The organism is Streptomyces sp. NPDC014727 (assembly GCF_043083485.1).
GTDB lineage: Bacteria > Actinomycetota > Actinomycetes > Streptomycetales > Streptomycetaceae > Streptomyces.
Window position 1 is genome coordinate 263,309 of sequence record NZ_JBIBYR010000003.1, and the last position, 23,096, is coordinate 286,404.

At 69.8% G+C, this 23,096-nt stretch carries 21 protein-coding genes; 13 read left to right on the forward strand and 8 right to left on the reverse strand.

Annotated features, from left to right (window positions below; translation table 11 throughout):
* The first annotated feature begins 82 nt into the window (after positions 1–82).
* The 3 genes from ACF1B9_RS07255 (at position 83) to ACF1B9_RS07265 (ending at position 3,869) form a co-directional block, all read left to right on the forward strand.
* Positions 83–913, forward strand: coding sequence for a PP2C family protein-serine/threonine phosphatase (locus ACF1B9_RS07255; protein WP_391739546.1), 831 nt, complete (start codon positions 83–85; stop codon positions 911–913).
* 66 nt (positions 914–979) lie between these two features.
* Positions 980–1,978, forward strand: coding sequence for an MASE1 domain-containing protein (locus ACF1B9_RS07260; protein WP_391739547.1), 999 nt, complete (start codon positions 980–982; stop codon positions 1,976–1,978).
* Between the two features lie 343 nt (positions 1,979–2,321).
* Positions 2,322–3,869 carry an exopolysaccharide biosynthesis polyprenyl glycosylphosphotransferase gene (locus tag ACF1B9_RS07265; RefSeq protein WP_391739548.1) on the forward strand — a complete coding sequence of 516 codons (1,548 nt, stop codon included), beginning with the start codon at positions 2,322–2,324 and terminating at the stop codon, positions 3,867–3,869.
* Positions 3,870–3,986: 117 nt separating this feature from the next.
* Here ACF1B9_RS07265 and ACF1B9_RS07270 read toward each other — a convergent pair whose 3' ends face one another.
* Positions 3,987–4,970, reverse strand: a complete 984-nt coding sequence (locus ACF1B9_RS07270) for a GDP-L-fucose synthase family protein (protein ID WP_391739549.1) — start codon at positions 4,968–4,970, stop codon at positions 3,987–3,989.
* 116 nt (positions 4,971–5,086) lie between these two features.
* Between ACF1B9_RS07270 and gmd the strand changes: the two genes are divergently transcribed.
* Genes gmd through ACF1B9_RS07295 form a run of 5 tightly spaced genes read left to right on the forward strand, consistent with a single transcriptional unit; the run spans position 5,087 to position 10,182 of the window.
* Positions 5,087–6,100 carry a GDP-mannose 4,6-dehydratase gene (gene gmd / locus ACF1B9_RS07275; RefSeq protein WP_391739550.1) on the forward strand — a complete coding sequence of 338 codons (1,014 nt, stop codon included), beginning with the start codon at positions 5,087–5,089 and terminating at the stop codon, positions 6,098–6,100.
* Positions 6,097–6,408 carry a hypothetical protein gene (locus ACF1B9_RS07280; protein WP_391739551.1) on the forward strand — a complete coding sequence of 104 codons (312 nt, stop codon included), beginning with the start codon at positions 6,097–6,099 and terminating at the stop codon, positions 6,406–6,408. The genes gmd and ACF1B9_RS07280 overlap by 4 nt, the downstream gene beginning before the upstream one ends.
* Positions 6,405–8,666: a LamG-like jellyroll fold domain-containing protein gene (locus ACF1B9_RS07285; RefSeq protein WP_391739552.1), complete on the forward strand. Its 2,262-nt coding sequence runs from the start codon at positions 6,405–6,407 to the stop codon at positions 8,664–8,666. The genes ACF1B9_RS07280 and ACF1B9_RS07285 overlap by 4 nt, the downstream gene beginning before the upstream one ends.
* A complete protein-coding gene (locus ACF1B9_RS07290) occupies positions 8,663–9,358 on the forward strand; it encodes a hypothetical protein (RefSeq protein WP_391739553.1) in 696 nt (231 codons plus the stop codon). Before ACF1B9_RS07285 ends, ACF1B9_RS07290 begins: the two co-directional genes overlap by 4 nt.
* Positions 9,355–10,182: a glycosyltransferase family 2 protein gene (locus ACF1B9_RS07295; RefSeq protein WP_391739554.1), complete on the forward strand. Its 828-nt coding sequence runs from the start codon at positions 9,355–9,357 to the stop codon at positions 10,180–10,182. The genes ACF1B9_RS07290 and ACF1B9_RS07295 overlap by 4 nt, the downstream gene beginning before the upstream one ends.
* 1 nt (position 10,183) lies before the next feature.
* Here the strand turns inward: ACF1B9_RS07295 and ACF1B9_RS07300 are convergent, their stop codons facing one another.
* The gene (locus tag ACF1B9_RS07300; RefSeq protein ID WP_391739555.1) at positions 10,184–11,344 is read right to left on the reverse strand and encodes a glycosyltransferase; all 1,161 of its coding nucleotides are present in this window, start codon (positions 11,342–11,344) and stop codon (positions 10,184–10,186) included.
* A 107-nt stretch (positions 11,345–11,451) separates the two neighbouring features.
* Here ACF1B9_RS07300 and ACF1B9_RS07305 point away from each other — a divergent pair, with 107 nt between their 5' ends.
* Positions 11,452–12,966 carry a hypothetical protein gene (locus tag ACF1B9_RS07305; RefSeq protein ID WP_391739556.1) on the forward strand — a complete coding sequence of 505 codons (1,515 nt, stop codon included), beginning with the start codon at positions 11,452–11,454 and terminating at the stop codon, positions 12,964–12,966.
* Here ACF1B9_RS07305 and ACF1B9_RS07310 read toward each other — a convergent pair.
* The 3 genes from ACF1B9_RS07310 to ACF1B9_RS07320 are packed head-to-tail and all read right to left on the reverse strand — an operon-like array spanning position 12,935 to position 17,129.
* Positions 12,935–14,179, reverse strand: a complete 1,245-nt coding sequence (locus ACF1B9_RS07310) for a hypothetical protein (RefSeq protein ID WP_391739557.1) — start codon at positions 14,177–14,179, stop codon at positions 12,935–12,937. The genes ACF1B9_RS07305 and ACF1B9_RS07310 overlap by 32 nt on opposite strands.
* Positions 14,176–15,867 (reverse strand): lipopolysaccharide biosynthesis protein, encoded by a 1,692-nt coding sequence (locus ACF1B9_RS07315; RefSeq protein ID WP_391739558.1) that lies wholly within the window; start codon positions 15,865–15,867, stop codon positions 14,176–14,178. Before ACF1B9_RS07315 ends, ACF1B9_RS07310 begins: the two co-directional genes overlap by 4 nt.
* On the reverse strand, positions 15,864–17,129 hold the full coding sequence (locus tag ACF1B9_RS07320) for a glycosyltransferase (RefSeq protein ID WP_391739559.1): 1,266 nt from the start codon (positions 17,127–17,129) through the stop codon (positions 15,864–15,866). Before ACF1B9_RS07320 ends, ACF1B9_RS07315 begins: the two co-directional genes overlap by 4 nt.
* 211 nt (positions 17,130–17,340) lie before the next feature.
* On the opposite strand from ACF1B9_RS07320, the gene ACF1B9_RS07325 reads away from it, so the two are divergent.
* Positions 17,341–17,790, forward strand: coding sequence for an adenylyltransferase/cytidyltransferase family protein (locus ACF1B9_RS07325; RefSeq protein ID WP_391739560.1), 450 nt, complete (start codon positions 17,341–17,343; stop codon positions 17,788–17,790).
* On the opposite strand, the gene ACF1B9_RS07330 is transcribed toward ACF1B9_RS07325, so the two are convergent.
* Together ACF1B9_RS07330 and ACF1B9_RS07335 are read right to left on the reverse strand one after the other, a co-directional pair.
* Positions 17,756–18,487, reverse strand: a complete 732-nt coding sequence (locus ACF1B9_RS07330) for a CDP-alcohol phosphatidyltransferase family protein (protein WP_391739561.1) — start codon at positions 18,485–18,487, stop codon at positions 17,756–17,758. The genes ACF1B9_RS07325 and ACF1B9_RS07330 overlap by 35 nt on opposite strands.
* Before the next feature lie 178 nt (positions 18,488–18,665).
* On the reverse strand, positions 18,666–19,361 hold the full coding sequence (locus ACF1B9_RS07335) for a ribonuclease H (protein ID WP_391739562.1): 696 nt from the start codon (positions 19,359–19,361) through the stop codon (positions 18,666–18,668).
* A gap of 132 nt (positions 19,362–19,493) precedes the next feature.
* Between ACF1B9_RS07335 and ACF1B9_RS07340 the strand changes: the two genes are divergently transcribed.
* Entirely contained in the window at positions 19,494–19,685 is a 192-nt protein-coding gene (locus tag ACF1B9_RS07340; protein ID WP_391739563.1) for a DUF6381 family protein, read from the forward strand.
* A gap of 177 nt (positions 19,686–19,862) precedes the next feature.
* Here ACF1B9_RS07340 and ACF1B9_RS07345 read toward each other — a convergent pair whose 3' ends face one another.
* The gene (locus ACF1B9_RS07345; RefSeq protein WP_391739564.1) at positions 19,863–20,411 is read right to left on the reverse strand and encodes a nucleoside deaminase; all 549 of its coding nucleotides are present in this window, start codon (positions 20,409–20,411) and stop codon (positions 19,863–19,865) included.
* A 9-nt stretch (positions 20,412–20,420) separates the two neighbouring features.
* On the opposite strand from ACF1B9_RS07345, the gene ACF1B9_RS07350 reads away from it, so the two are divergent.
* Together ACF1B9_RS07350 and ACF1B9_RS07355 are read left to right on the forward strand one after the other, a co-directional pair.
* Positions 20,421–21,473, forward strand: coding sequence for an antibiotic biosynthesis monooxygenase (locus ACF1B9_RS07350; RefSeq protein WP_391739565.1), 1,053 nt, complete (start codon positions 20,421–20,423; stop codon positions 21,471–21,473).
* A gap of 59 nt (positions 21,474–21,532) precedes the next feature.
* The gene (locus tag ACF1B9_RS07355; RefSeq protein WP_391739566.1) at positions 21,533–22,912 is read left to right on the forward strand and encodes an FAD-binding oxidoreductase; all 1,380 of its coding nucleotides are present in this window, start codon (positions 21,533–21,535) and stop codon (positions 22,910–22,912) included.
* Positions 22,913–23,096 lie beyond the last annotated feature (184 nt).

Here is a 23,096-nt window from a genome sequence, read left to right on the forward strand (position 1 = left end):
CGCGCGTTCCGTCTCGCCCTGCGGAGATCACAGCGTTGAAATAACATGTTGGAAGTCACTTCCACCGAGTGCGGAGCGGCCCATGAACCGGCGTCGTCCTCCCCGTGCGGCGAGCGCCGGTGAACTGCTCACCACCCTGCAACAGCTCACCTCACGGGCACGCCGTGAGGTGGAGCTGCATCAGGCACGGGTGGAGCTGGCCGAGGCACTTCAGCGCGAGATGCTCCCTCCGGCGCTGCCCGCCCTCCCGGGGCTGCAGACCGCTGCCCGGTACATGCCGGCTCGCAGCGGACTGGACATCGGCGGCGACTGGTACGACGGATTCGTGCTGCCGGACGGAGCGCTGGCGCTCGCCATCGGGGACGTGCAGGGGCATGACGTCGAGGCGGCCGCCTTCATGGGGCAGATCCGCATCGCGATGCGGGCGATAGCCGCCACCGCCGCGGACCCCGGCGAGGTCGTGGGCCGGACCAACGATCTGCTGCTCTCGGTGAACTCCGGTCTCTTCGCGACCTGCACCTTCGTCCGTCTCGACCCGGTCACCCGGGAGCTCCACAGCGCCCGCGCCGGTCATGTCGCCGCCGTGTGGGCCACGACCGACGGACAGTACGGCTGCACCACCGACGAGGGCGGTCTGCCGCTGGGGATCCAGGCGGGTGAGCGCTATCCGGTCACCCGACGCAGGTTGACGGGTCCCGGAGCCTTCGTCCTGGTCACCGACGGGGTCGTCGAGGGGCCCTCGTTCCCGGTCGACGAAGGACTGGACGCGGTGATGCGGCTGGTGGTCTCCCGGGCCGCGGGCGATGCCGATGAGCTGGCCGACGCGGTGCTGCGCGCGGCGGAACGGACCGGGCACCAGGACGACGCGGCCGTGCTCGTCCTGCGGCACGGAGCAGTCCCCGGGCAGTGGTGAGGCCCGGACCCGGGCCGAGCGTGTCACACAGTCGCCACCCGTCCGGGCGGGTGTCTGATGTGATGTGTGATCCGCAGCGAAAGAACCAGACGTGCGGCCTCGGCCGCACTGCGCATCCTGGCCGTCGCCGCTGTCTACTACCTGGCCGGAGGTCTCGGTCTGATCCGCGGGGTGTCCGTCCACGGTGCGGTCGTCACCCCGTTGTGGCCGCCGACGGGCATCGCGCTGAGCGCCCTGTTCTACCTGGGCCCGCGTGTGTGGCCGGGTATCGCGCTGGGCTCCCTGTGCGTCATTTCCACGCTCGACGACTCGGTGTCCTTCCTCACCGCCGTCGTCGTGGCGGGCAACACACTGGCCCCGGTCTGCTCCTACCTGATACTCCGCAGGGCCGGTTTCCGCAGGGAACTGGACCGGCTGCGCGACGGCCTGATGCTGGTCTTCCTCGGTGCGCTGGGCGGCATGACCATCAGCGCGACCGTGGGCACATGGATGCTGGTGCTGGACGACCATCTGCCGTTGAGCGGATTCTGGCCGGTCTGGACGGCCTGGTGGGCGGGGGACGCGATGGGCGTGCTCGTGGTCACTCCGCTGCTGCTCGTGATGCGCAGGGCGCGGATGCCGCGGATCACCGACCGGTGGATCGAGGCGAGCGCGCTGGCGGCCGCCTCCGTCGCGGTGTCGCTGGTGGCCACCAGGAGCTCACTGGCGATGATCTACCTGGTGTTTCCACTGCTCATCTGGGCGGCCCTGCGATTCCAGCTGGCGGGGAGCGCGCCGTGCGCCTTCCTGGTGTCGGTCCTTGCGGTCGTGGCGGGAACGCAGGGCGTGGGCCCCTTCGAGGGCCACACCCTCCTTCATGTGATGGTCAATCTCGCGGTGCTGAACGGTTCCGTGGCCCTCACCGCGTTGCTGCTCGCCGCCGTCGTCACCGAACAGAGCAACATCCGCCGGAGAATCGAGCATGCCTGCGAGGAGCTGGCCGATCTGGTGGAACGTCTGGCTCCGGGAAGGGCGGCGCCGACCACCTGGCCGTCACGGCCCGAGGACGAACCCGACGGCCTCTGACCGGGCTCGTCGGATGGCCGGAAGGCCGCGCGTAAGCCCGCCCGTCGCCGGGAACGGTGTTGCCAGGAGGTCGTCGTGGTGCACGTCCTGCGGGTCGAACCCGGCCATCAGCGCACATCATCCGAATCCAGCACCCTCCAAATGCGAACAGTCACGCACAGACCAAGAGATCCAGCACGGAACGGGACGAGTTCCGAGTCAGTGTGCATGTCTGAACTTCACTGGAACTCCAGCGAAATGGCACGTGTGTGGATATCGTGCACCGAGCGAGGGCGCATCCGTCAGTCCATGGGATCGGCGGATGCGCCCCGTTTGTGGCGATGCAACTGTGACTGGGGGGTTCATGGGGCATGTCGAGCTACCCGATTCGGACAGATCAGGACCGGTGGGACTGGCGGGGGCGCCACGTCCGCGGTCTGTGTCGAATCGGCCTCGCAGTAGGGAACTTGACGACCTGTGGAGGGCGCCGACCGTAGAGCGCGAACGTTCGGAACCAGCGGCGACGAAGTGCAGGACGGGCCGGTTCCCGCCGGCTGTCATCGGCGCCGAGCTTCTGGGTCTCGGAATTCCGGCATGGCTCGTCCTGCGGGCCGGGGGGCAGTCGCGGGCGGCGTTCGCCGCGGCCGCCGCAGCGCTCGCCTGGTCCGGTGTGAGGGCCGCGCGCGGCCGGTACGCGGACCGGCCTCCGGGCGGTCCGCCGGGGGTACTGAGCACGATCGGCGACTGGCTGCTGCTCATCGGCGCGCTCGCCGTGGCGCGGACCATGACCGGCGATTCGATCGACCCCGCGACGGCGGTCGTGGCGCTGCTGCCCGGCCTGTTGGTGGGCCTCGCCGCTTGGGGGGCGCGGGGGTTGCCATGGTCGGCGCGGCAACGACTCGCCGTCCGGCGGGTGTTGGTGGTCGGGGAGGCAACGGGGGTGGAACGAGCGGTGCGGCTGCTCGGTTCCCGCACGGATCACCCGTACACGGTGGTGGCCGCCGTACCGGTGGGAACCGCACCACTGCGGTGCGAGGTCCAGGTGCCGGGCCGGCTCGCACCGGCACCGGCCGACGACGACGCGTCGACCGTGCTGGGCGGGGCCTTCGCCCATGACGCGGACCTGGCTCTGGTGGTGCCCGGACCACAGCTCTCCGAGGAGCGGCTTCGGCAGCTCTTCTGGGGTCTGCACGACGGCGGGCTTCCGCTGTCCGTGCTGTCGGAACTCTCCGGTATCGCGGCCGGCCGGATACGACCGGCCGCCGCGGCCGGGCTGACCCTGCTGCATGTCGCTCCCCCGCTGCGCCGGGGGCCGCAGGCGGCCCTGAAGGCCGTCGTGGACCGGGTCGGCGCCGCGCTCGGTCTGCTGGTTCTCGCGCCCTTGCTCCTCCTGATCGGGGCGGCGGTGCGGCTCGGCTCCGACGGACCGGCACTCCACCGCCAGATCCGCCAGGGGCAGCACAACCGGCCGTTCACGATGTGGAAGTTCCGGACGATGGTGGTGGACGCCGAACGCCACAAGGAGCGGCTGATCACGGCGAACGAGAACGACGGCCCGATGTTCAAGATGCGCCACGACCCCCGCGTGACCGGAATCGGGCGCCTGCTGCGGCGGAGTTCGCTCGACGAGCTGCCGCAGCTGATCAATGTGCTACGGGGCGACATGTCGCTGGTGGGTCCACGGCCCCCGCTGCCGGAGGAGGTGTCCCGCTACGACGAGCGCGAACTGCGACGACTCGCGGTCAGACCGGGGCTGACCGGCCTGTGGCAGGTCAGCGGACGCTCAGACCTTTCCTGGCAGGAGACCGTCTCGCTGGACCTGTGGTACGTCGACAACTGGTCGGTGGCCACGGACATGGGACTCATGGCCCGTACGCTGCGCGCCGTCACCGACGGCCGCGGAGCGTACTGAGAACGGCGGCGGTCGATGCGAGGAGTACGAGACCACCGGCCGTACGGGGCCGTGGGGGGGACGGGCGGCCGTCGCATCGCGTCGGCCGGCCCGTGCCGGGCGGCCTGTCGGGCCCGCTCAGACCTGCGCGGCCGTCTGCTCCAGCCACCAGGCGTACGTGCGGGCGATCCCGTCGCGCAGTGCGATCCGCGGTGTGAACCCGAGGGAGGTGAGAAGGGAGACGTCGAGCAGCTTGCGCGGGGTGCCGTCGGGCTTGGCGGCATCCCACTCGACAACGCCCTGATACCCCGTCACCTCACTGATGATGCAGGCGAGTTCGCGGATGGTCAGATCCTCGCCGCAGCCGATGTTGACGGGGTCGTCACCGTCGTAGCGTTCCAGCAGCAGCAGACACGCGGCGGCCAGGTCGTCGACGTGCAGGAATTCGCGGCGGGGGCTCCCGGAGCCCCAGAGCGTGACCGTGGGCGACCCGTCGCGGCGCGCCTCGTGGAAGCGGCGGATCAGCGCGGGCAGTACGTGCGAGGTCTCCAGATCGAAGGTGTCACCCGGTCCGTAGAGATTGGTGGGCATGGCGCTGATGTACGAGGCGCCGTACTGCCGGCGATAGGACCGGATCTGCACGATTCCGGCGATCTTGGCCAGTGCGTATGCCTCGTTGGTCGGTTCCAACGGACCGGTGAGCAGGGCGCTTTCGGGGATCGGCTGCGGGGCGCGCTTGGGGTAGATGCAGGACGAGCCGAGGAAGAGCAGCCGCTCGACCCCTGCGGCGTGCGCTCCGGCGACGACGCTGAGCTGGATGCGCAGATTGTCCTCGAGGAACTGCACCGGATACGTGCTGTTGGCCATGATCCCGCCCACCTTGGCGGCAGCCAGCACCACGGCGTCGGGGCGGACCTCGCGGAGAAACGCTCCGGTCCGCGCGGTGTCGCGCAGATCAAGGCGGGCGCGGTCGCGCGTGATCACCTCGTGCCCGGCGTCGGTGAGGCGGCGCACCACCGCCGAGCCGACCAGGCCGCGGTGGCCCGCGACGAATATGCGGGCGCCGGGTCGCAGGAGGGGGCGGACGGATTCCTGGGAAGGGCCGGGGAGATCAGTCGTCATGGACCGGATTGTGCCAGCAGCCACCGGCCGTGGTGATGTTTTGCCGCAGATCACTCAATTCCCGATATTTCGGCGGGAACCGACAGCCTTTCAGGCGACCAGAGGAGGGGGGAGGCGTGGCGAAGACCGCGCTCATCACCGGCGTGACCGGACAGGACGGTTCGTACCTGTCCGAGTTGCTGCTCGACAAGGGGTACACGGTCCATGGACTGATACGCCGCTCGTCGAGCTTCAACACCGAGCGGATCGATCACATCTACCAGGGCCCGGAGGAGGAGAACAGATCCTTCGTCCTGCATCACGCCGACCTCGCCGACGGGGTCGCACTGGTGAACCTGCTGCGTGACATCCGGCCCGACGAGGTCTACAACCTGGGCGCGCAGTCGCACGTCCGGGTCTCCTTCGACGCACCGCTGTACACCGGCGACATCACGGGGCTCGGCACCATCCGGCTGCTGGAGGCCGTCCGGGCGAGCGGTATCGACACCCGTGTCTATCAGGCGTCGTCCTCGGAGATGTTCGGCGCGACCCCGCCGCCGCAGAACGAGGAGACCCCGTTCCATCCGCGCAGCCCGTACAGCGTCGCCAAGGTCTACTCGTACTGGGCGACCGTCAACTACCGTGAGGCGTACGGAATGTTCGCGGTCAACGGGATCCTCTTCAACCACGAGTCCCCGCGCCGCGGCGAGACCTTCGTGACCCGGAAGATCACGCGCGGGGTGGCCAGGATCAAGGCGGGTCTCCAGACCCACCTCCACCTGGGCAACCTCGACGCCGTGCGCGACTGGGGCTACGCCCCCGAGTACGTCGACGCGATGTGGCGGATGCTGCAGTGCGACAGTCCGGACGACTACGTGGTGGCCACCGGCGAAGGGGTCAGCGTCCGGCAGTTCCTGGAGTACGCCTTCGCCCACGCGGGACTGGACTGGCGGGAGCACGTGCGCTACGACCCCAAGTACGAGCGCCCCAGCGAGGTCGACGCGCTGATCGGCGACGCGGCCAAGGCCGAGGAACTCCTCGGCTGGAAACCGGTGGTGAGGGCGCGGGAGCTCGCCAGGATCATGGTCGAGGCGGACATCCGCCAGTTGTCCGACCAACTCGCCGGAGCGGCCGTACGGGTGGACCGATGAACCGTACGGCCGTCCTCCACCGCGGCATCGCCGCGCCGATCACCGCCATGTGGCCCGCTTCGGCGCTCCCCCACAGGACCCGGCCGTCGCACCCCAAGGCCGTTCCGGGGACCATCACGGACGCCTCCTCGGCCTCCTCCACCGGCCGTCCGGTGGATCCGAGCGGGTCCGCACCGGTCCGGCCCCCGGTCCCGGACCACTCACTCGCCCTCGCCGGCAGCAAGACGGAGCGTCCTCGCCGTCGGCCGGACGAGGCAGGAACCGCGGCCTTCCGGCCGCAGCTCGTTCTCACCCTCGGAGCTGAATGATGAACGGAAGTACGGGGCGCAATCCCACCGGACACCGCCGGGCACGGGCCGCGGCCGCCGCGCTCTGCCTGCTCGCCGGAGCACTGACCGCCGCCACGTCCGGGGGTTCCCCCGCGGCGGCCCTCACCCCGCCGGTCTCGCTGACCGCGGACGATCTCACCACCTGGCAGACCAACGGCATCGTCTGGTCGATGGCCGCGTCGGACGCCGGTGTCGTCTACACCGGCGGCACCTTCTCCACCGTCCGGCCACCGGGCGCGGACGCCGGTACCTCCGAACAGCCCGCGGTGAACTTCGCCGCGTTCGACGCCGCGACCGGTGCGCCGACCGGCTGCAGCCTTTCGTTCACGTTGTCCTCGGGAACGGCGACCGTACGGGCGCTCGCCCTCTCCCCGGATCAGAAGACCCTGTACATCGGCGGGCAGTTCGGGGCGGTGAGCGGGGTCGGGGTGAGCAATATCGCCGCAATCGACACCGCGACCTGCACCCCGCGCCAGGACTTCAAGTTCTCCGTCTCCGCGACGGTGCGGGCGCTGGCCGTCACGGCGGACACCGTCTACCTGGGCGGTGACTTCAATACCGTGGCGGGGCAGACCCGGAACAAGTTCGCCGCGGTCACCACCGGCGCCGCGCTGAAGCCGTGGAAGGCCAACGCCGACGAGGTGGGCCGGGCCCTGGAGCTGACGCCCGACGGCAAGCACGTACTGCTCGGCGGCGACTTCTTCACTGTCAACGGCACCGCGTCGCACGCGCTGGCCGTCGTGGACGCCACCAGCGGGGCCGTCGCCAAGAGCTACCCGGCCGGCTTCATTCCGAACACCTCCACGGTGCAGGACCTGGCCACGGACGCCACCGGCTTCTACACCGCCAACGAGGGCACCGGAGGCGGTGTCTTCGACGGCCGGATCGCGCTGAGCCTCAGCAACTTCGAGCAGCGCTGGCGTGACACCTGCCTGGGCGCCACGCAGGCCGTCCTGGTGCACAACGGAGTTCTGTACAGCGGGAGTCACGCGCACGACTGCTCCAGCATGGGCGAGTTCCCGGACCAGCCGCGCAAGCACCTGCTGGCCCAGTCGGTGGACGATCCGAAACTGCTCCCGTGGTTCCCCGACACCAATGACGGCATCGGGGAGCCGGTCGGGCCACGGGTGATGGCTCAGACCGACAAGGGCGGCCATCACTACCTGTGGGTGGGCGGGGAGTTCACCACCGTCAACGGCGTGCGGCAGCAGGGCCTGACGCGGTTCGCCGACGGTCCGGACACCGGGGCGCCCTGGGTGCCGAACGTCAGCCTGTCCACGGTCGCCCCCGGCAAGGTGGAGGTCAACTGGCAGGCGAGCTTCGACGCCGACGACGGGAAACTCACCTACCGGATCTACAAGGACGGTGCGAGCACCCCGGTGTACACCACCACCGGATACTCGCTGTTCTGGGACCGGCCGCAGCTGAGGTGGACCGATACGGACGTGGCTCCGGGTGAGACCCACTCGTACCGGATCAGCGCGAGCGACGGCACCAACACCAGCGCCAAGTCGCCCGCTCTGTCCGCCACCGTGGCGTCCACCGCCCAGAAGTACCCCGCCAAGGTGCTGGCCGACGGCGCGTCGCTGTACTGGCGGTACGACGAAGGCACCTCGACCTTCGCGGCCGACACCGGCGGCGGACGGGACAACGGATTCCTGCGCAACTCCCCCGCCTACCGGCAGACTCCGGCGGCGGTCGCGGGTCCCTCGACCGCGATCGGCTTCAACGGAACGAACCAGTACGCCTACAGCAACAAGCTTCACCCGCAGCCCACCAGATTCTCCGTCGAGACCTGGATCAGGACGACGACCACCAAGGGAGGGAAGATCATCGGCTTCGGCAACGTGACCATGCAGAACAGCACCAAGTACGACAAGCACGTGTACATGCGCGACGACGGGCGGCTGGTCTTCGGCGTCCACAGCGGCGGCACCAGGACCATCACCACTCCCGCCGCCTACAACGACGGCGCCTGGCACCATGTCGTCGCCACCCAGGGCACCGGCGGCACGGCCCTGTACGTGGACGGGCAGCTGCGCGCCTCCAGCGCCCTGTACACCACCAACGAGGACTACAGCGGCTACTGGCGGGTCGGCGGGGACAACCTGAACAACTGGCCGAGCCGGCCGACGAGCAACTTCTTCGCGGGGCAGATCGACGAGACCGCCGTCTACCCGACCGCGCTGAGCAGCTCTCAGGTCAGTGCCCACTACGCCCTGAGGACGGGTGGATGAGGTATCCGTTCCGGGCCGGTGCCGCCGTCGTCGTACTGACGGCGGCGCTGGCCGCCTGCGGCTCGTCCTCCGAGGGGCACGAGGGGGCGAACGGCGCCGGGCCCCCGTCCGGCCGGACCCCCGTCGCCTCCTCTTCGGCCGGTCCCGGGGCCACCGCGTCCAGTGGTCCCCCGGCCCGGCGCACGAGTGACCCGCCCAGGCTGCCCAGCGATGAACTCACCCCGGCCACCGGCACCTTCACCAGGAAGCAGAAGGAGTACCTCGTCGACCGGGTTCCCCGGGGGATGGATCCGGCGGCGGTGCTCCAGACCGGTCAGGAGACCTGCGACAGGCTGACGTACCTCGTGAAGGTCGACCGGGACACGGCGGTCGGCGCGATCGTGACGGGCGAGATCGCCGACGCGGAGCCCGCCGTCGCGCACCTCTGCCCCCACCACGGCGACCTGGTCCGGGAGGCCTCTCAGGGGTACGCCGACGGCACGTACGAGGGCGCGCGGATCCGGCCGGGCCGCTACCACGACGTCACCCCCACCGAGAGCTGCACCTGGCGGATCACCGGGGCGAACGGCAGGACCCTGACGGCGGGCTCCTCCGCCTCCGGGAAACGGTCCGGGATCACCGTCCCGAAGGCGGCCCGCGTCTTCACCTCCACAGGCTGCTACGCCTGGCTGCCGGAAGGAGACCTTGGATGAGCAAGCTGCCGATAGCCGTGGCGATCCCCACGAAGAACGAGGGGCTCAACATCGCCGAGGCGGTCACGTCGGTGCTCGGCCACTTCGAGGCGGTGGTCGTCGTCGACTCGCACAGTACGGACGACACGGTGAAGATCGCCGAGGAGTGCGGGGCCGAGGTGATCACGTATACCTGGGACGGCGGTCATCCGCGCAAGAAGCAGTGGTGCCTGGACCACGTCCGCACGGACCTGGACTGGATTCTGCTGCTCGACGGGGACGAGCGGCTCAGTCCGGGTCTGCTGGCCGAACTGCGGCAGATCTTCGCCGCTCCCGGGGCGCCGGGACCGGCGGCGTACGACATACCACTGGGCTACTGGTTCTCCGGGAAGCGGCTGCGGCACGGATACACCATCCGCAAGCGGTCGCTGACCGATCGCACCCGCTGCCACTACCCGGAGGTGGGTGATCTGGAGGCGCCGGGCATCGGCGAGGTCGAGGGCCACTACCAGCCGGTCGCCGAGTCGGTAGGCTCGCTCCGCCATCCGATCGAGCATCAGGACCTCGACCCGGTCACCGCCTGGTTCGAGCGGCACAACCGGTACTCGGACTGGGAGGCATGGCTGGAACATCACCCGGAGGTCAAGGAGCAGGTGCGCAAGGTGAAGTCCCGCCAGGGGCAGCTGTTCCACAAGGCGCCCTTCAAGCCCCTGGTGTCGTTCGCGTACATGTACGTGTACCGGCGGGGCTTCCTCGACGGGCGGGCGGGGCTCGACTTCGCCCTGGCGATGAGCTTCTACCGCTGGCAGATCGCGCTCAAGTCCCGTGAGAGGAAGGACGTTTGACTCAGTGACCCTTCCGGCGGACCACGTCCTCGTAGGTCCGCCGGAGGGTCCGGGTCACGACATCGATGGTGAAGTGCTCATTGACCAGGTCCCAGGCGGCCTTGCCGGCCTGTGCGTTGGCCTCGGGTTCGAGGAGTTCCAGCACCGCACGGGCGACCTTGAGGGCGTTCTCGCCGTCCTCGCCGACCCGGCTGTCGATCACCCGTCCCGCCCCGGCCTTCGCAACATCGGGGCCGAGGCCACTGGTGCGGGTGATGACCACGGGGGTGCCGACGGACATCGCTTCGATGACGGAGACGGCCAGGGGTTCCTCGATCGAAGGCAGTACGTACACATCGGCCTCCCCGTCCGCGGCCAGAACCTCTTCATGACCGAGCGGTCCCATATGGTGGAGGGAGTCCATCACCCCCAGTTCACGGGCGAGTTCGAGAGTCTCCGACAGCGCTCCGGTGTCGGGGCCGGCGAGCACGAACCGGGCGTCCGGGTGTTCGGCAAGGACCGTCGGCATCGCGGCGACGAAGTCCTGCGGACGCTTGCGCTCCTGGATCCGGCCCAGGAAGAGGACTGTCGGCGGCCGCCCCGGCGCGCGGGCGGGCTTGGGGTCCTGCGGCCTTACGCCGTTGACCAGCCGTACCGTGCGGGTCAACGGCACGGGTGCGGCAACGGCGTTCACATCGAGGCGTTCCCTCTCGGTCAGATGCAGCACGGCGTCGGCTTCGCGCAGCACCTTGCGTACGCCCAGCAGATCGGTCAGCTGGGCGACCCGCTTTTCGGTCGGGTCCACCATGCCGTGGGTCTGGACCACCAGGGGAGTGCGGGAGGCCAGCGCGAGCAGCGCGGCGGGGAGCGTCACCAGGTCGCGCATCAGATGGACATGGACGAGATCGGCGCCGCGCATCATGCGCCGGGCGGCGAGCAGGAGCGCGCCGGAGGTGATTCCGCTGACCTCGAACATGGGGAGCAGGTGACGGGCCTGGAAGAGATGCACCGGGACTCCCTCGACCTCGCGCGGCAGCCGCCCCTCGAAGCCGTCGCCCAGCGCCATGATGCGGGCGTCGTCGCCACCGGCACGCTGGACCCTCGACAGGTTGAGCGCCACCCTTGTCGGGCCGCCGAACGCGTGGTCCGGAGTGTGCAGTGTGACGACGTGCAGGATCTTCACCAGAGTCCCCCTCGGTCTCGGCCGGTCTTTTACAGAATAGTCATCCAAACCCCCCAAGTGGGTTGATTCGTTAGAGTGTTCACAGATCCACGGAACGGGGGGTGTAGATGACGTCCGTGCACGAGGCGGCTCCGTCCGCCCCCGTACCGGAGCACGGCCCGCAAGGCCCGGTCCAGCCGCCGGCGAAGCCCCTGGCGTGGGCCATGCTGTCGCGCGCCCTCGCCGTGCCGCTCATCCTCGGCCTGGTCTGCTTCCTGCCCGCGGTGATCGCCGCGCAGCCGGGCACCGGCGTCCGGGACACCGCGTACTGGCTGCAACTCGCGCTGACCTGCTATGCGGGGGCCCGGCTCGCCACGATGATCCTGTCCACCCGGCGCCGCCTGCTGCAGGGCGTCTTCTGGATGTTCGTGTACATCGCGATGGGGGTGGCGCCGTTCGCGCAGGTGGTCATCGGGCAGACCCCGACACCGATGGTCGGACCGCGGTCGGATCTGGTGACGGCCGTCGCGCTGGTCCTGGTGGGGTGTGCGGCGTTCGACCTCGGCGCGCTGCTGGCGTCCCGGCGCCCGCTGCGCCGCCGGGCCACCGCACGCTCCGGGAGCGGTCCGGCCACGGCGCACCGGGTACGGCTCAGGCTGTTGGTGGTGCTGGCCTTCGCGGCGAGTGGCTACTACATCGTGAAGCTCGGCGGGCCCGCCATCTTCTTCACCAGTCGCCAGGAGATCAGCGCCTCGGTCGCGGCCAGCGGGGTGGTGTCGGACCAGTCCAATGTGGGGTCGGCCTTCCTCAAGGGCTTCGGTACGGTACCCGCGCTGCTCGGGCTGCTTTTCTGGACCCGTCGGCTGGTGACCTCGCGCAGGGCCCGGCGTTCCCCCTCGACAATGCTTGTCTGGTGTGCGTTGCTGGTCCTCAATGTCGTCGTCAACAACCCGGTTTCCAACGCTCGTTACTGGTTCGTGACCGTACTGGTCTCGCTCCTGTTCACCGCGTTCCCGAGCAGCGCTGCGATGTACCGCTCGGTGCTGGTCATGGGAGTGGTCGGGGCGTTGGTGCTGTTCCCGTACGCGGACCGGTTCCGCTACGACAGCGCCGGGTACCGGCCGGTGGAGTCGTCGTCGGTCTTCGAGCCGCTGGCCACCAAGGACTACGACCAGGCAGTGATGTTCGCCAACACCGTCACCTGGGTCGACACCCGGGGCCACACCTATGGGCGTCAACTGACGGGCTCCGCACTGTTCTTCGTGCCCCGGTCGGTGTGGAGCGGCAAGCCGGAGGACACGGGGGTGCGCGTCGGCCAGTGGATGGGGATGAACATGACCAACCTGTCGGCGCCGCTGTGGACCGAGCTCTGGGTCGACTTCGGCGCTCCGGGCATGGTCGGCGCGTTCGCACTGATCGGGTACGCCGCGGCACGCACCGACCGGCGTTACGCGCGCGCCGTCTCCCGGGACGGTCCGGGCCCCGGCAGCGTCCTGGCCATCGCCGCGCCGCTGATCGCCGGGTACACCTTCATCCTGTTGCGCGGACCGCTGTTGCAGTCCGTCGGGAAGCTGGCGATCGCGGCCCTCTGTCTGCTGCTGGTCACCAGTTTCAGGAGCCGGAACGGATGGCGCCCGCGCTGACGGGCGCCTGGCCGCCCGCGGTGCGGCGGCTCAGCCGGGCCACCCGGGCCCACGTGGCCACCGCCTTGCAGACCGATCCCAGGCACAGGCCCCAGGCCGCGCCCGGCACCCCGCCGAGCACATAGCCGCCGGTGAGGAAGGCCACCGCGGCGAGTGAGAAGACCACCTGGATGGAGAGAGTGGTACGGGGGTCGAGCATCCGCAGGGCCAGCAGTCCGCAGGTGCCGACGGCCATCGCCGCGTACTGGCTGCCGGTCGCGGGGAGCAGGGCGGCCGCCGTGGGCCAGGTGTCGCCGAGCAGGTGGCGGCCGACCCCGTCGGGCAGCAGGGCGAGTGCGGTGGCCCAGGCCCCCGCGGTGAGTGCGAGAACGACGGCGAGCGTCGCCGTGGCGCGTACCCGGCGCCGTTCGCAGGAGAGCCGTCCGAGCAGCGGCGGGCCGAAGCCGGTGGCCGAGGTGAACAGCACGTTGAGCGGCCCGAAGAGTGTGGTCGCGCCGCGCAGGGCGCCGACCACCAGCGGGTTGCCGACCGCTCCGAGTCCGAGCACGGAGAGTTGGCTGGTGGCGTTGCCGACCCCGAATTCCACCACGAAGCGCCACCCCAGGTGCCCCTTTCGCAGCAGGACCTTCAGCCGCAGCGGTGTGCCGGCCACCCGGCGGTGGAGCAGGGCGGCCGACAGCAGCAGGGCGGGCAGCGCGGACAGTCCCCAGACGGTGACGAGCCGGGCGGCCGGGGCGCCGTACGGCTGCATGGCCAACGCGCCCAGTACGCACGCCAGTCTGAGCACGTCGCCGCCCAGTGCCAGGTGCGGCAGTTGCAGGGTGGAGAAGGCGTAGCGCATGGTGTCCTGTCCGAGGACCACCGGCAGAACGAGTCCCAGCGTCATCAGGGCGCGCGCGGTGGCCCCCGGGAGCAGCAGACAGACGGCGGCGAGCAGGGCACCGAGCGCGGACGCGGCGAGCAGGGTGAAGACGACCGCCGACCGGCACGCGCCGCCCACCTCGTCGGGCTCGCCGCGCCGCAGCACGAGCGGCTGCCCGGTGTAGGCGCCGAAGACGCCCAGGAGCACCGTGAAGACGACGTAGACCGCCGAGAAGCGGGCGAAGTCGGCCACGGTGGAGAGCCGGGCGGCCGCCACCAGCACCAGGATGTTGGTGAGCGCTGCCACGCCCTGGTCCGCGACCGAGCAGACGATCGCGGTACGTGCCTTCATCTGTGTCCCGCGGTGGAGTCGAAGGTGCGCAGGCCCAGCGTCTGCGCCGGGTCACCGGAATGTCCGGCGCCACCGTGGCCGTCCCCGTCGCCCCGGCCCGGCGCGGAGCCGGACCGGCCACCGCCCGCGTGGCGCTTGCCCGCCTTCTTGCGGGCCCTGCGCTCGTGGCGGCTCCGGCCGGGATGCAGCAGGGCGCCGAGCACCGTTCCGCCGGCCGCCTCGATGATCTCGCGGATCCTTTCCAGGTCGCTGCGGTGCACCTCACGCGGGTCGCAGGCCACGACGACGCCCTCCACCCGGTCGATCAGCGCGACGGCGTCGGCGTACGACAGCACGGGCGGGGCGAGCACGATGACGGCGGCGTCCGGCCGGTCGCCCTCGGCGACGATCCGCCCGACGGGCGCCGAGGTGAGGGCGCGCGGCACGTTGTCCGTGCGCCGGCCCGCTATGAGGGTGAAGGCGCCCGATCCGGGTACGTCCACGTTCATCCGGCTGTCCGACGGCCAGGCCCGCTCTCCCTCCGTCGCCCAGCGGGGCCGGGCGCCCTGCACGGCCGGGCCGAGGTCCCTGGCCAGTGTGGGGGTGCGCAGATCGGCTTCGACCAGGAGTACGTCGCGTCCCATCTCGGCGAAGGCCGCAGCCAGATTGACCGCCGCGGCGGCCGCGGCGGCGCTGTCCCCGCGCGGGGCCGTGACCAGGAGTCTGCGGCGCCGGGCGAACCACGGGTCGTAGGCGAGCCGGAAGGCGACCGCCCGGTACTCCTCGGCCAGCCGGCTCCCGCTCCGCCCGATGGCGAGCAGCGTGCCCGCGGCTGCCCGCTCCCTGGGCAGGGTGCCGAGCAGCGGGGCACCGAGGGAACGGACCAGTTCCCGGGTGGAGCGCACGGCCGGGTCGAAGACCAGGCGTACCCAGGACAGCAGCAGCCCCAGCGCCAGCCCGACGACTCCGCCGAGTCCCAGCAGCAGGGGAAGCCCCGCACCGGTGGGCTTCGTGGGCGCCACGGGCCTCTTCGTCAGATAGCCGGGAGTGGTGTCCAGGGCACGCAACTCCGATATTTTCCTGCTGAGTTCGGAGATCGAGACCACGAGGTTGGCCCGTGCGCTGGTCACGTCGTTGCTGCCGACGGCCTGCTCCGCCAGCTGGTCCCGCTGCTCGGTGAGCGGTTTCAGCTGGGCACGGTAGCCGTCGACCATGTTGGCGATGCTGTCCTCGGTGCGCTGTCTGCGGATCTCCAGATAGGCGTCGGCGAGCGCCTCGGCCCGCGCCTTCGCCAGGGCGGGGGTGCGGCCGGTGTACGAGAAGCGGAGCACGAGGGTGTTCGGCGGGTTCGTGACCTGGAGTCCGGACAGCAGTGCTCCGACGTCCACGCGGTCGCCGTGCCGGGCCAGGGAACCGACGGCCAGGGTGCCCACGGTGTCGCTGACCGCGGTCTGCCGCTCGGAGCCGATGTTGATGCCCTTGTCGGCGGAGGCGCCCGCGGCGAAGGGGTCCGAGGCGGCGGAGCGGACGACCACCTCGCCCGTCGACGTGTAGCTGTCCTCGCCGCTCAGGGCGAGCCAGCCGCCGCCGAGCAGCCCGAGGACCACGCCGGAGGCGAGCAGTGCCCGGTAGCGCAGGAGCTGGCGGAACTGGTCCCGCAGCAGGGCGGGTTCGTCCTGGTCCTCCAGGGCGCGGATGGGCTGGGTCATCGGTGTGGTCTCCCTTGTGCGTCGGCGAGGACCTCGGTGAGCAGTGCGTCGAAGCGGGCCAGTCCCGCCTCCCGGCTCAGATGGCGTGCGACGTACCTCGGCCCGTTGGCGCCGAGCGCGTCCGCCCCGGCCGGCGTTTCGACGAGCTTGCGTACGGCTGAGAGCAGCGCGGCGGGATCCTCCGGCGCGACCAGGATCCCGGCTCCGGACCGATGCACCTCCAGGGCCGTCCCTCCCCCGTCGGCGACCGAGGCGACGACGGGGCGGCCCGAGACGAAGTACGAGGTCAGTTTGGACGGGACGCTCATGTCGAGCACGGACGCCCGCTGGGTCACCGCGAGCACATCGGCGGCGGCGAGGATGTCCGTGAACTCGTCGGCGTCGGCCGGCGGCAGGAAATCCAGGTTGCGCAGGCCCGCCGCGCGCCCCAGCAGCGCCTCGCGCTGGTTCCCGTCCCCCATCAGCACGACGCGGATATCCGGCGCGAGCCGGGCCGCGTCGACGAGGACCTCCAGCCCTTGTTTGAGCCCCATGTTCCCGGAGTGCAGGACCACGGGAGTGCCCTCGCTCCAGCCGAGCCTGGCCCGCGTACCGGCGCGGTCGGCGGAAGGGGCCCGGACGTGCGACCAGTTCGGGACGGTGCGGATGCGGCCGGGGTCCACGCCGTACGCGGTGACGCGCGGGACGAAGGTCTCGTGGATGACTCCCACGAGGGCCGCGCCGCGCAGCGCGTACCGTTCGGCCGCCGAGGCGACGACCGCCGCCCGGCCGCCTCCCCGGATTCCGCTCTGGGCGGCGGCCGCACCCATCAGATCCTGCACGACCGGTATGTAAGGGACCCGGTGGCGGCGTGCCAGCCGGGCTCCTGCGACCCCGCCCGCGAGGCTGGGCATCTGGGAGATCACCGCGTCCGGCGGACGCGAGACGGGCGGCGCCAGCAGCCCGTGACCGAGCACCGTTGCCTCGAACACGGCTCTGCGCAGGGCGGTCTGACGGGACGGCACATAGTGTCTTCGCCGGTGGACGGTGACCCCGGCCCGCGTCTCGACGGCCCGCCACACACCCCGGTACTCCGCGTCGGTCCGCCAGGACGGGTAGTGCGGCATGCCGGTCAGTACATGGGTTTCGGCGCCGCTCTCGGCCCAGTGCTCGGCAAGCTGCGCGGCGTACGGTCCGATGCCCGTCAGTTCCGGCGCGTAGTTCGTCGAGACGACCAGCAGCGTGCGACCTTCGAACGGCTTGTGACGATCGGCATCGGACATGGACGCTCGCCTTCCCCCCGGAACATTCTGTGTTCCCCCCAAGGAACAGCACCAAAAGCGAGCTTATCCGTTCACGGGATACGCAAGTGGTCTTCACAGTAAGGTCGTTGCACCATCAACACCGATACCGATATCCCGCGGCACCGGATGTCATGTCCGGACAACAACCCTGGGACACGGACATCACGTTCACCGTGGGGGGAGAGAACGGATGGTGCACAGGGTCGGCTACGCGCCGGGTGTCTACGACCTGTTCCACATAGGGCACCTCAACATCCTGCGGCATGCCCGCAGTCAGTGCGACTACCTCGTCGCAGGAGTCGTCTCGGACGAGATGGCCGCGCTCACCAAGGGCCACACACCGGTGATTCCGCTGCCGGAGCGGCTGGAGATCGTACGCAGCGTCCGCCATGTGGATGCCGCGTTCGTCGAGACCGTGCCCGACAAGATCGATACCTGGCAGCAAGTCAGGTTCGACGTCATCTTCAAGGGGGACGACTGGCGGGACACGGAGAAGGGCCGGCGGCTGGAGCACGACTTCGCCGAGGTCGGCGTCGAGGTGGTCTACTTCCCGTACACGGTGCACACGTCCAGTACCCAGCTGCGCCGGGCGCTGGACTCCCTCGTCAGTCCGCAGTCCGGAGCGCTTTCAGCTCCCTGAACCACTTGACGAGGAACGCCACGAGGAACAGCGCGTGCACGACGGCGAGCGCGGCGTAGCCGAAGCGGAACGCGGTCCGGTCACCGAGCAGCAGGAACACCAGGCAGAACACCCCGTAGTCGACGGGCAGCAGTGCCACGGCGCGCATCCGGGACACCGGGGCCGGGGCGCCGTCGTCCGGTGCGGGCCGTGCGGCCGCCCTGCCCAGCTGTTCGCGCAGCAGCCCCGCACAGAAGGTCAGCACGGCGGTGAACAGGAAGCCCAGCGGCAGGAGCAGCCAGCCGTCGGACGGCAGAACGGAGAACCGCTGGAACGAGATCAGTACAGCGATATGCACGAGGATCATCTTGGCGCAGTCCACGACGTGGTCCAGCCACTCGCCGTCCGGGCCGCCCCGGCCGGTCAGCCTGGCCAGCTGGCCGTCGGCCGAATCGAGGGCGAAGCCGACGGCCAGACCGGCGTACACCGTGGCCGAGAGCCCCCAGGACGGCCGGACGAGTGCCACCGAAGCGATGGCTGCGAAGGTGAATACCGCACTGATCAGAGTGACTTGATTGGGCGTCAGTCCGGCTTGGTACGCGCCTGCCGCGAACACTCGCCCGGCCGGACGGTTCACGTACCGCGAGTACGGCGAAACCCCCTTGGCCGTCTTCTGCGCACCGCGCAACTCGCGCAGAACCGTGCCTGTGCCTTCCATACGCCCCCCAGCATGTCCCTGTTCCGGCAGCGCCGGCGGTGCGCCGCGGACACCGCCGTCGGAGCCGCATCATGGCATGCGGGGCTCCATTCGCGTGGCCACTCGCCCGCTCCCGTCTGCGACCCCGCCCGGCCCGAAGCGGCCGCACCGTCCGTACGGGCCCGGGTGGGGCCACGAGTCAGGCAGGCGCGGTGCGGCACTCCGGGTGGCCCCAGCCCTTCGGATTCTTGGCGATCATCTCCTGTGCCGCATAAGGCTTTCCGCAGTGGCAGCGGCCGGCGAACTTGGCCCGGATGGTGCCGCCGGAGCGTGCGGGGCGCGCCGAACTCCCCGCCCTCTTCTCCGGGGTGCTCCTGCCCCGCCCTTCGGTCGCCCGCGCGGGGGCGGGCGTCGGGAGCTGCGCGGAGCCGTGTGCGGTACCGGCCGGCCGCTGTGCCACCGCGGCCTCGCTGGCCGCCTGGTCGGCAAGGGCGTTGAGCGGGTCCCCGTCGACCTGGTGGGCGGGCACGTGGACGAAGTTCACGGTCCGGCCGGTCAGCAGGGCGTCGATCCCGGCCACCAGGTCACGGTTGGCCACGGGTTTGCCGGCCGAGGTCTTCCAGCCGTTGCGCTTCCACCCGGGCAGCCACTTGGTCACGGCGTTCATCGCGTACTGCGAATCCATCCGCACCTCGATCGGCACGGACGGGTCCGTGGCCTCCAACAGCTCACGCAATGCCGTGAGTTCGGCGACGTTGTTGGTGGCGGTCCCCAGCGGTCCCGCTTCCCAGCGCTCCGGACGTCCCTGTGCGTCGGCCACGACCCACGCCCAGGCCGCAGGCCCCGGATTGCCCTTCGATGCCCCGTCACACGCGGCGATGTTGCTCTCGTTCATGCCCTTGATCATGCCAGCGCCGCGGCACCCCTCCCGCACACCGTGACGCTGAGTGACGATTCGAGGTGCGGTGACGCGACGGCACTGGTTCTCTGATGGAGCCCGCTCTTCCCAACCGCACAAGGAGCGATGATGAGCGTTGCACGTGAATCCGGTGACCAGGCGCAGGAGCTGCGCGAGAAGGCCCGGCACATGACCGAGGCCGCGGAGCGCACCACTGACCCTGAGCAGCGCCAGCGTCTTCAGGAGAAGGCCCGGAAGCTGCAGGAGCAGAGTGAGCAGCAGGGCAAGATGGGCGGCGGGAACATCCGCCCGCCCAAGTAGCACCTGTCGCGCGTAGCACCCGCCTCACGTAGTGCCTGTCTCACACGAACGGCCGACGTCTTGCCGCTCTTCCATGGGTGAGTGGCAAGCCGTCGGCCGCCCGTTCCCCGGCACATCGGCACATCGGCACATCGGCACATCGGCAATGCGGCCATCGTTCTCTCGTTGCGAGCCGCTTCAGTACGGGTGTTTGTTCGCCTTGTTCGCCCACGCCTCGTAGGACGTGGCCCCCAGCTCGGGGTGGAGCTGTTCAAGAGTGATGCTCCGCCGGTCCGGGGGTTTCGCGAAGTCTTCGTACTGGAAGACATCGTCGAAGCCGATCTCCTGAGTTGCCTTCCAGTCACAGCTGTAGTAGACGGCACTGATCCGGGACCAGTAGATGGCGCTCATGCACATGGGGCACGGGGCACCACTGGTGTAGATCGCGCATCCCTGCAGCATACGAGCGCGCTCGGGCACCGCGTCGGGGGAACCCTCCGGCCGAGGCACCAGCTTCAGGGTGTACGCGTCCTGGTGCTCCTCGGAAATGCTGGGCGCCTCCGGATTGAGCAGCTGAACAGCCTTGCGAATGGCCTCCACCTCACCGTGCGCCGTCGGATCGGCCGTGAGAAGGACACGATTCTGCCCGCGAGCGATGATCTCGCCGTCATTGGTGATCACCGCACCGAAGGGTCCGCCCCAGCCGTTCTCGACGGACTCGGTAGCCAGTCGAACCGCTTCGGCCATGAACTCCTTGTGCCCCATCCCAAGATCCTCCCGCTCAGCGAGGCGGAATTTCTCCATATTTGTCCGATAACTCCTTTTAGAACTAGACTACTCCGCATGAGTACCCGTGCAAGCCGCGACTCCAGCGGCAGCGCGACTGTCGTGATCTCTCAGAGGGTCCGGGCCGGCCGGGACGAGGACTACAAGCGCTGGCAGGAGAAGACCAACGAGGTCGCGCGGGGCTTTGACGGGTTCCAGGGGACGGAGTTGTACCCGCCCGCCTCCGGTGAGGAAGGCGAGTGGGTCGTCGTTTTCCGCTTCTCCCGCGTCGAGCAGCTGACCGAGTGGCTGGACTCGAATGCGCGGCGGCAACTCCTCGACGAAGGCAGCCCGCTGTTCGACGGACCCCCCACGCAAGAGGTGCTTTCCGGTGGCACGCCGACCGAGGATGTCGTCACCGCGGTCGTGTCGCACGATGTGCGACCGGGGCGTGAGCAGGATTTCATGCACTGGCAGGACAAGATCCTCAAGGAACAGGAGCGGCATCCCGGTTTCATGGGGTCGGAACTTTTCAGACCGGTAAAGGGAATCCAGGACCGCTGGGTGGTCGCTTTCCGTTTCGACACACGCGAGCACCTGGACGAATGGCTCGGATCCGAGGCACGCGAAAAGCTCCTGACGGAAGGGCGCGAGTACTTCGGTTCCTATGACGTGCGCAAGATCGGATCGGCGTTCGGCTCCTGGTTCCGCTTCGGCGAGGGCGCGGAGGAAGGGGCTCCGCCCAACTGGAAACAGGCCATGTCCGTGGTCCTGGCCCTGTATCCCACGGTGATGATCCTGAACCTGACGGTCGGTGACTGGCTCGGCCGCCTGGGAGTGCCCGGGTATCTCGCTCTGTTCATCAGCAACGTACTGAGTGTCAGTGTGCTGACCTGGTTGCTGATGCCGCTGGTCAACCGAGCGCTCGCCTTCTGGCTGCTGCCCGCCAGGGCGCGATCCGTCGGTGCCCATGCGGCGGGCGCCGCGCTCGTTGCTGTGTGCTACCTGGTGATCATCACCGTCTTCGGCCTGACCACGGGTTAGGAGCACGGCGTTTCAGCTTCGTCCACGGCCGTGGCCCGTGCAAGTCCGGGAGTTCCGTGATGCGCGACAGAGAACTGGCCAGAGGAATCGAAGGGGAGCTCGTCCAGCGCGGCGATGCCGACTACGACGCGATCCTGGCAGGCATGGTGTGGAACGGGCGCAAGCCCGAGCGATGCCCGGAACTGATCGTCCGCGCCGCTTCGGAACGGGATGTTCCCGGGGCCATCGGCCTGGCTCGTCGTCGCGGGCTCCGCATCGCGGTGCGGGCCGGCGGGCACAGCTGGTGCGGCTCTTCCGTCCGATCCGACGGCATGCTCATCGATCTCTCCCGGCTCCGGCGGTGCGACATCCACACGGCTTCTGCGACGGCGGCCGTACAGCCCGCCGTCACCGGCAGTGCGCTCGCTCCGGAACTCGCAGAGCGCGGCTTCTCCTTTCCCACGGGGCATTGCGGGTCGGTCGCCGTCGGCGGCTATCTCCTCGGCGGAGGTCTCGGCTGGAATTCCGGCGCCATGGGGCCGGCCTGCCGGAGCGTCCACGAAATCGAAGCCGTGACCGCGGACGGCGAAACGGTCCGGTGCAACAAGGACGAGAATCCCGACCTGCTCTGGGCGGCGCGCGGAGCAGGTCCGGGCTTCTTCGCCGTCGTCACCCGATTCCACCTCCGCCTGCACCGGCTTCCCGCAGCGATCATGTCGACCGCGTTCGCCTTCCCCTTCGCAGATCTCCATGAGGTGACGAACTGGGCCACCGAAACCGCACGCGGTCTTCAACCGACCGTGGAGTTGACCCTCGTACTCGCAACAGCCGCCCCGCACATGACGAGAGCGAGGCCGCGGCCGAAGGTGATCACCGTCGCCGCCACCGCTTTCGCGGATTCGCGCGAGCAGGCCGTCGAGGCCCTCGGGCCACTCCGGAACTGCCCCTTCGCCGATCGGTCCCTCTTCCACGAGGCGGACCGCCCGACGTCCTTCAATGCCCTCTACAAAGCCTCGGACGACCTATGGCCCGCGCATCACCGCTACGCGGCCGACACCCTGTGGTCCGACTCCGACCTCGGGACGCTGTTGTCCGGGTTCAGCGACGCCATGGAGGGGGCCCCCTCCGACAATTCCCTCGTCCTGGCACCCGTATCACCCGCGTCGCACAACGAGGAACTACTGCGCGACATGGCGTTCTCGGTGCTCGGATCGAGCTACGTCGTCCCGTACGCCATCTGGGACGACGCGGCGGATGATGACATCAACGCCCGTTGGCTGCGCGAGACGATGAGCGCCGTGGAGCCCCTCGGGACGGGGCACTACATCGCTGAGGCCGACCTCGGCGCCGGCCCCACCCGGGCGGAGCGGTCCTACACGGCGCGCGACTGGCGACGGCTTCAGGAACTGAGGGGCCGGTACGACCCGGAGGGCGTCTTCCACTCCTACCTCACGCCCTGAGGCTCTTCGGCCGGCGAAGGAAAACCTCGGTCGCCCACCCCGGCCCCCGACAGAGAGCGGTGCCCGGAACTTCACCGGCGAGGGGTGCACCACGGGGGCCGAGCGCGCGGAAGCACCCGCCCGTTCCCTTCTTGTTGACGCTCATCCGGCGAAGGGCCTAGGTTGCGGTAAGCGCTTTCCAGTC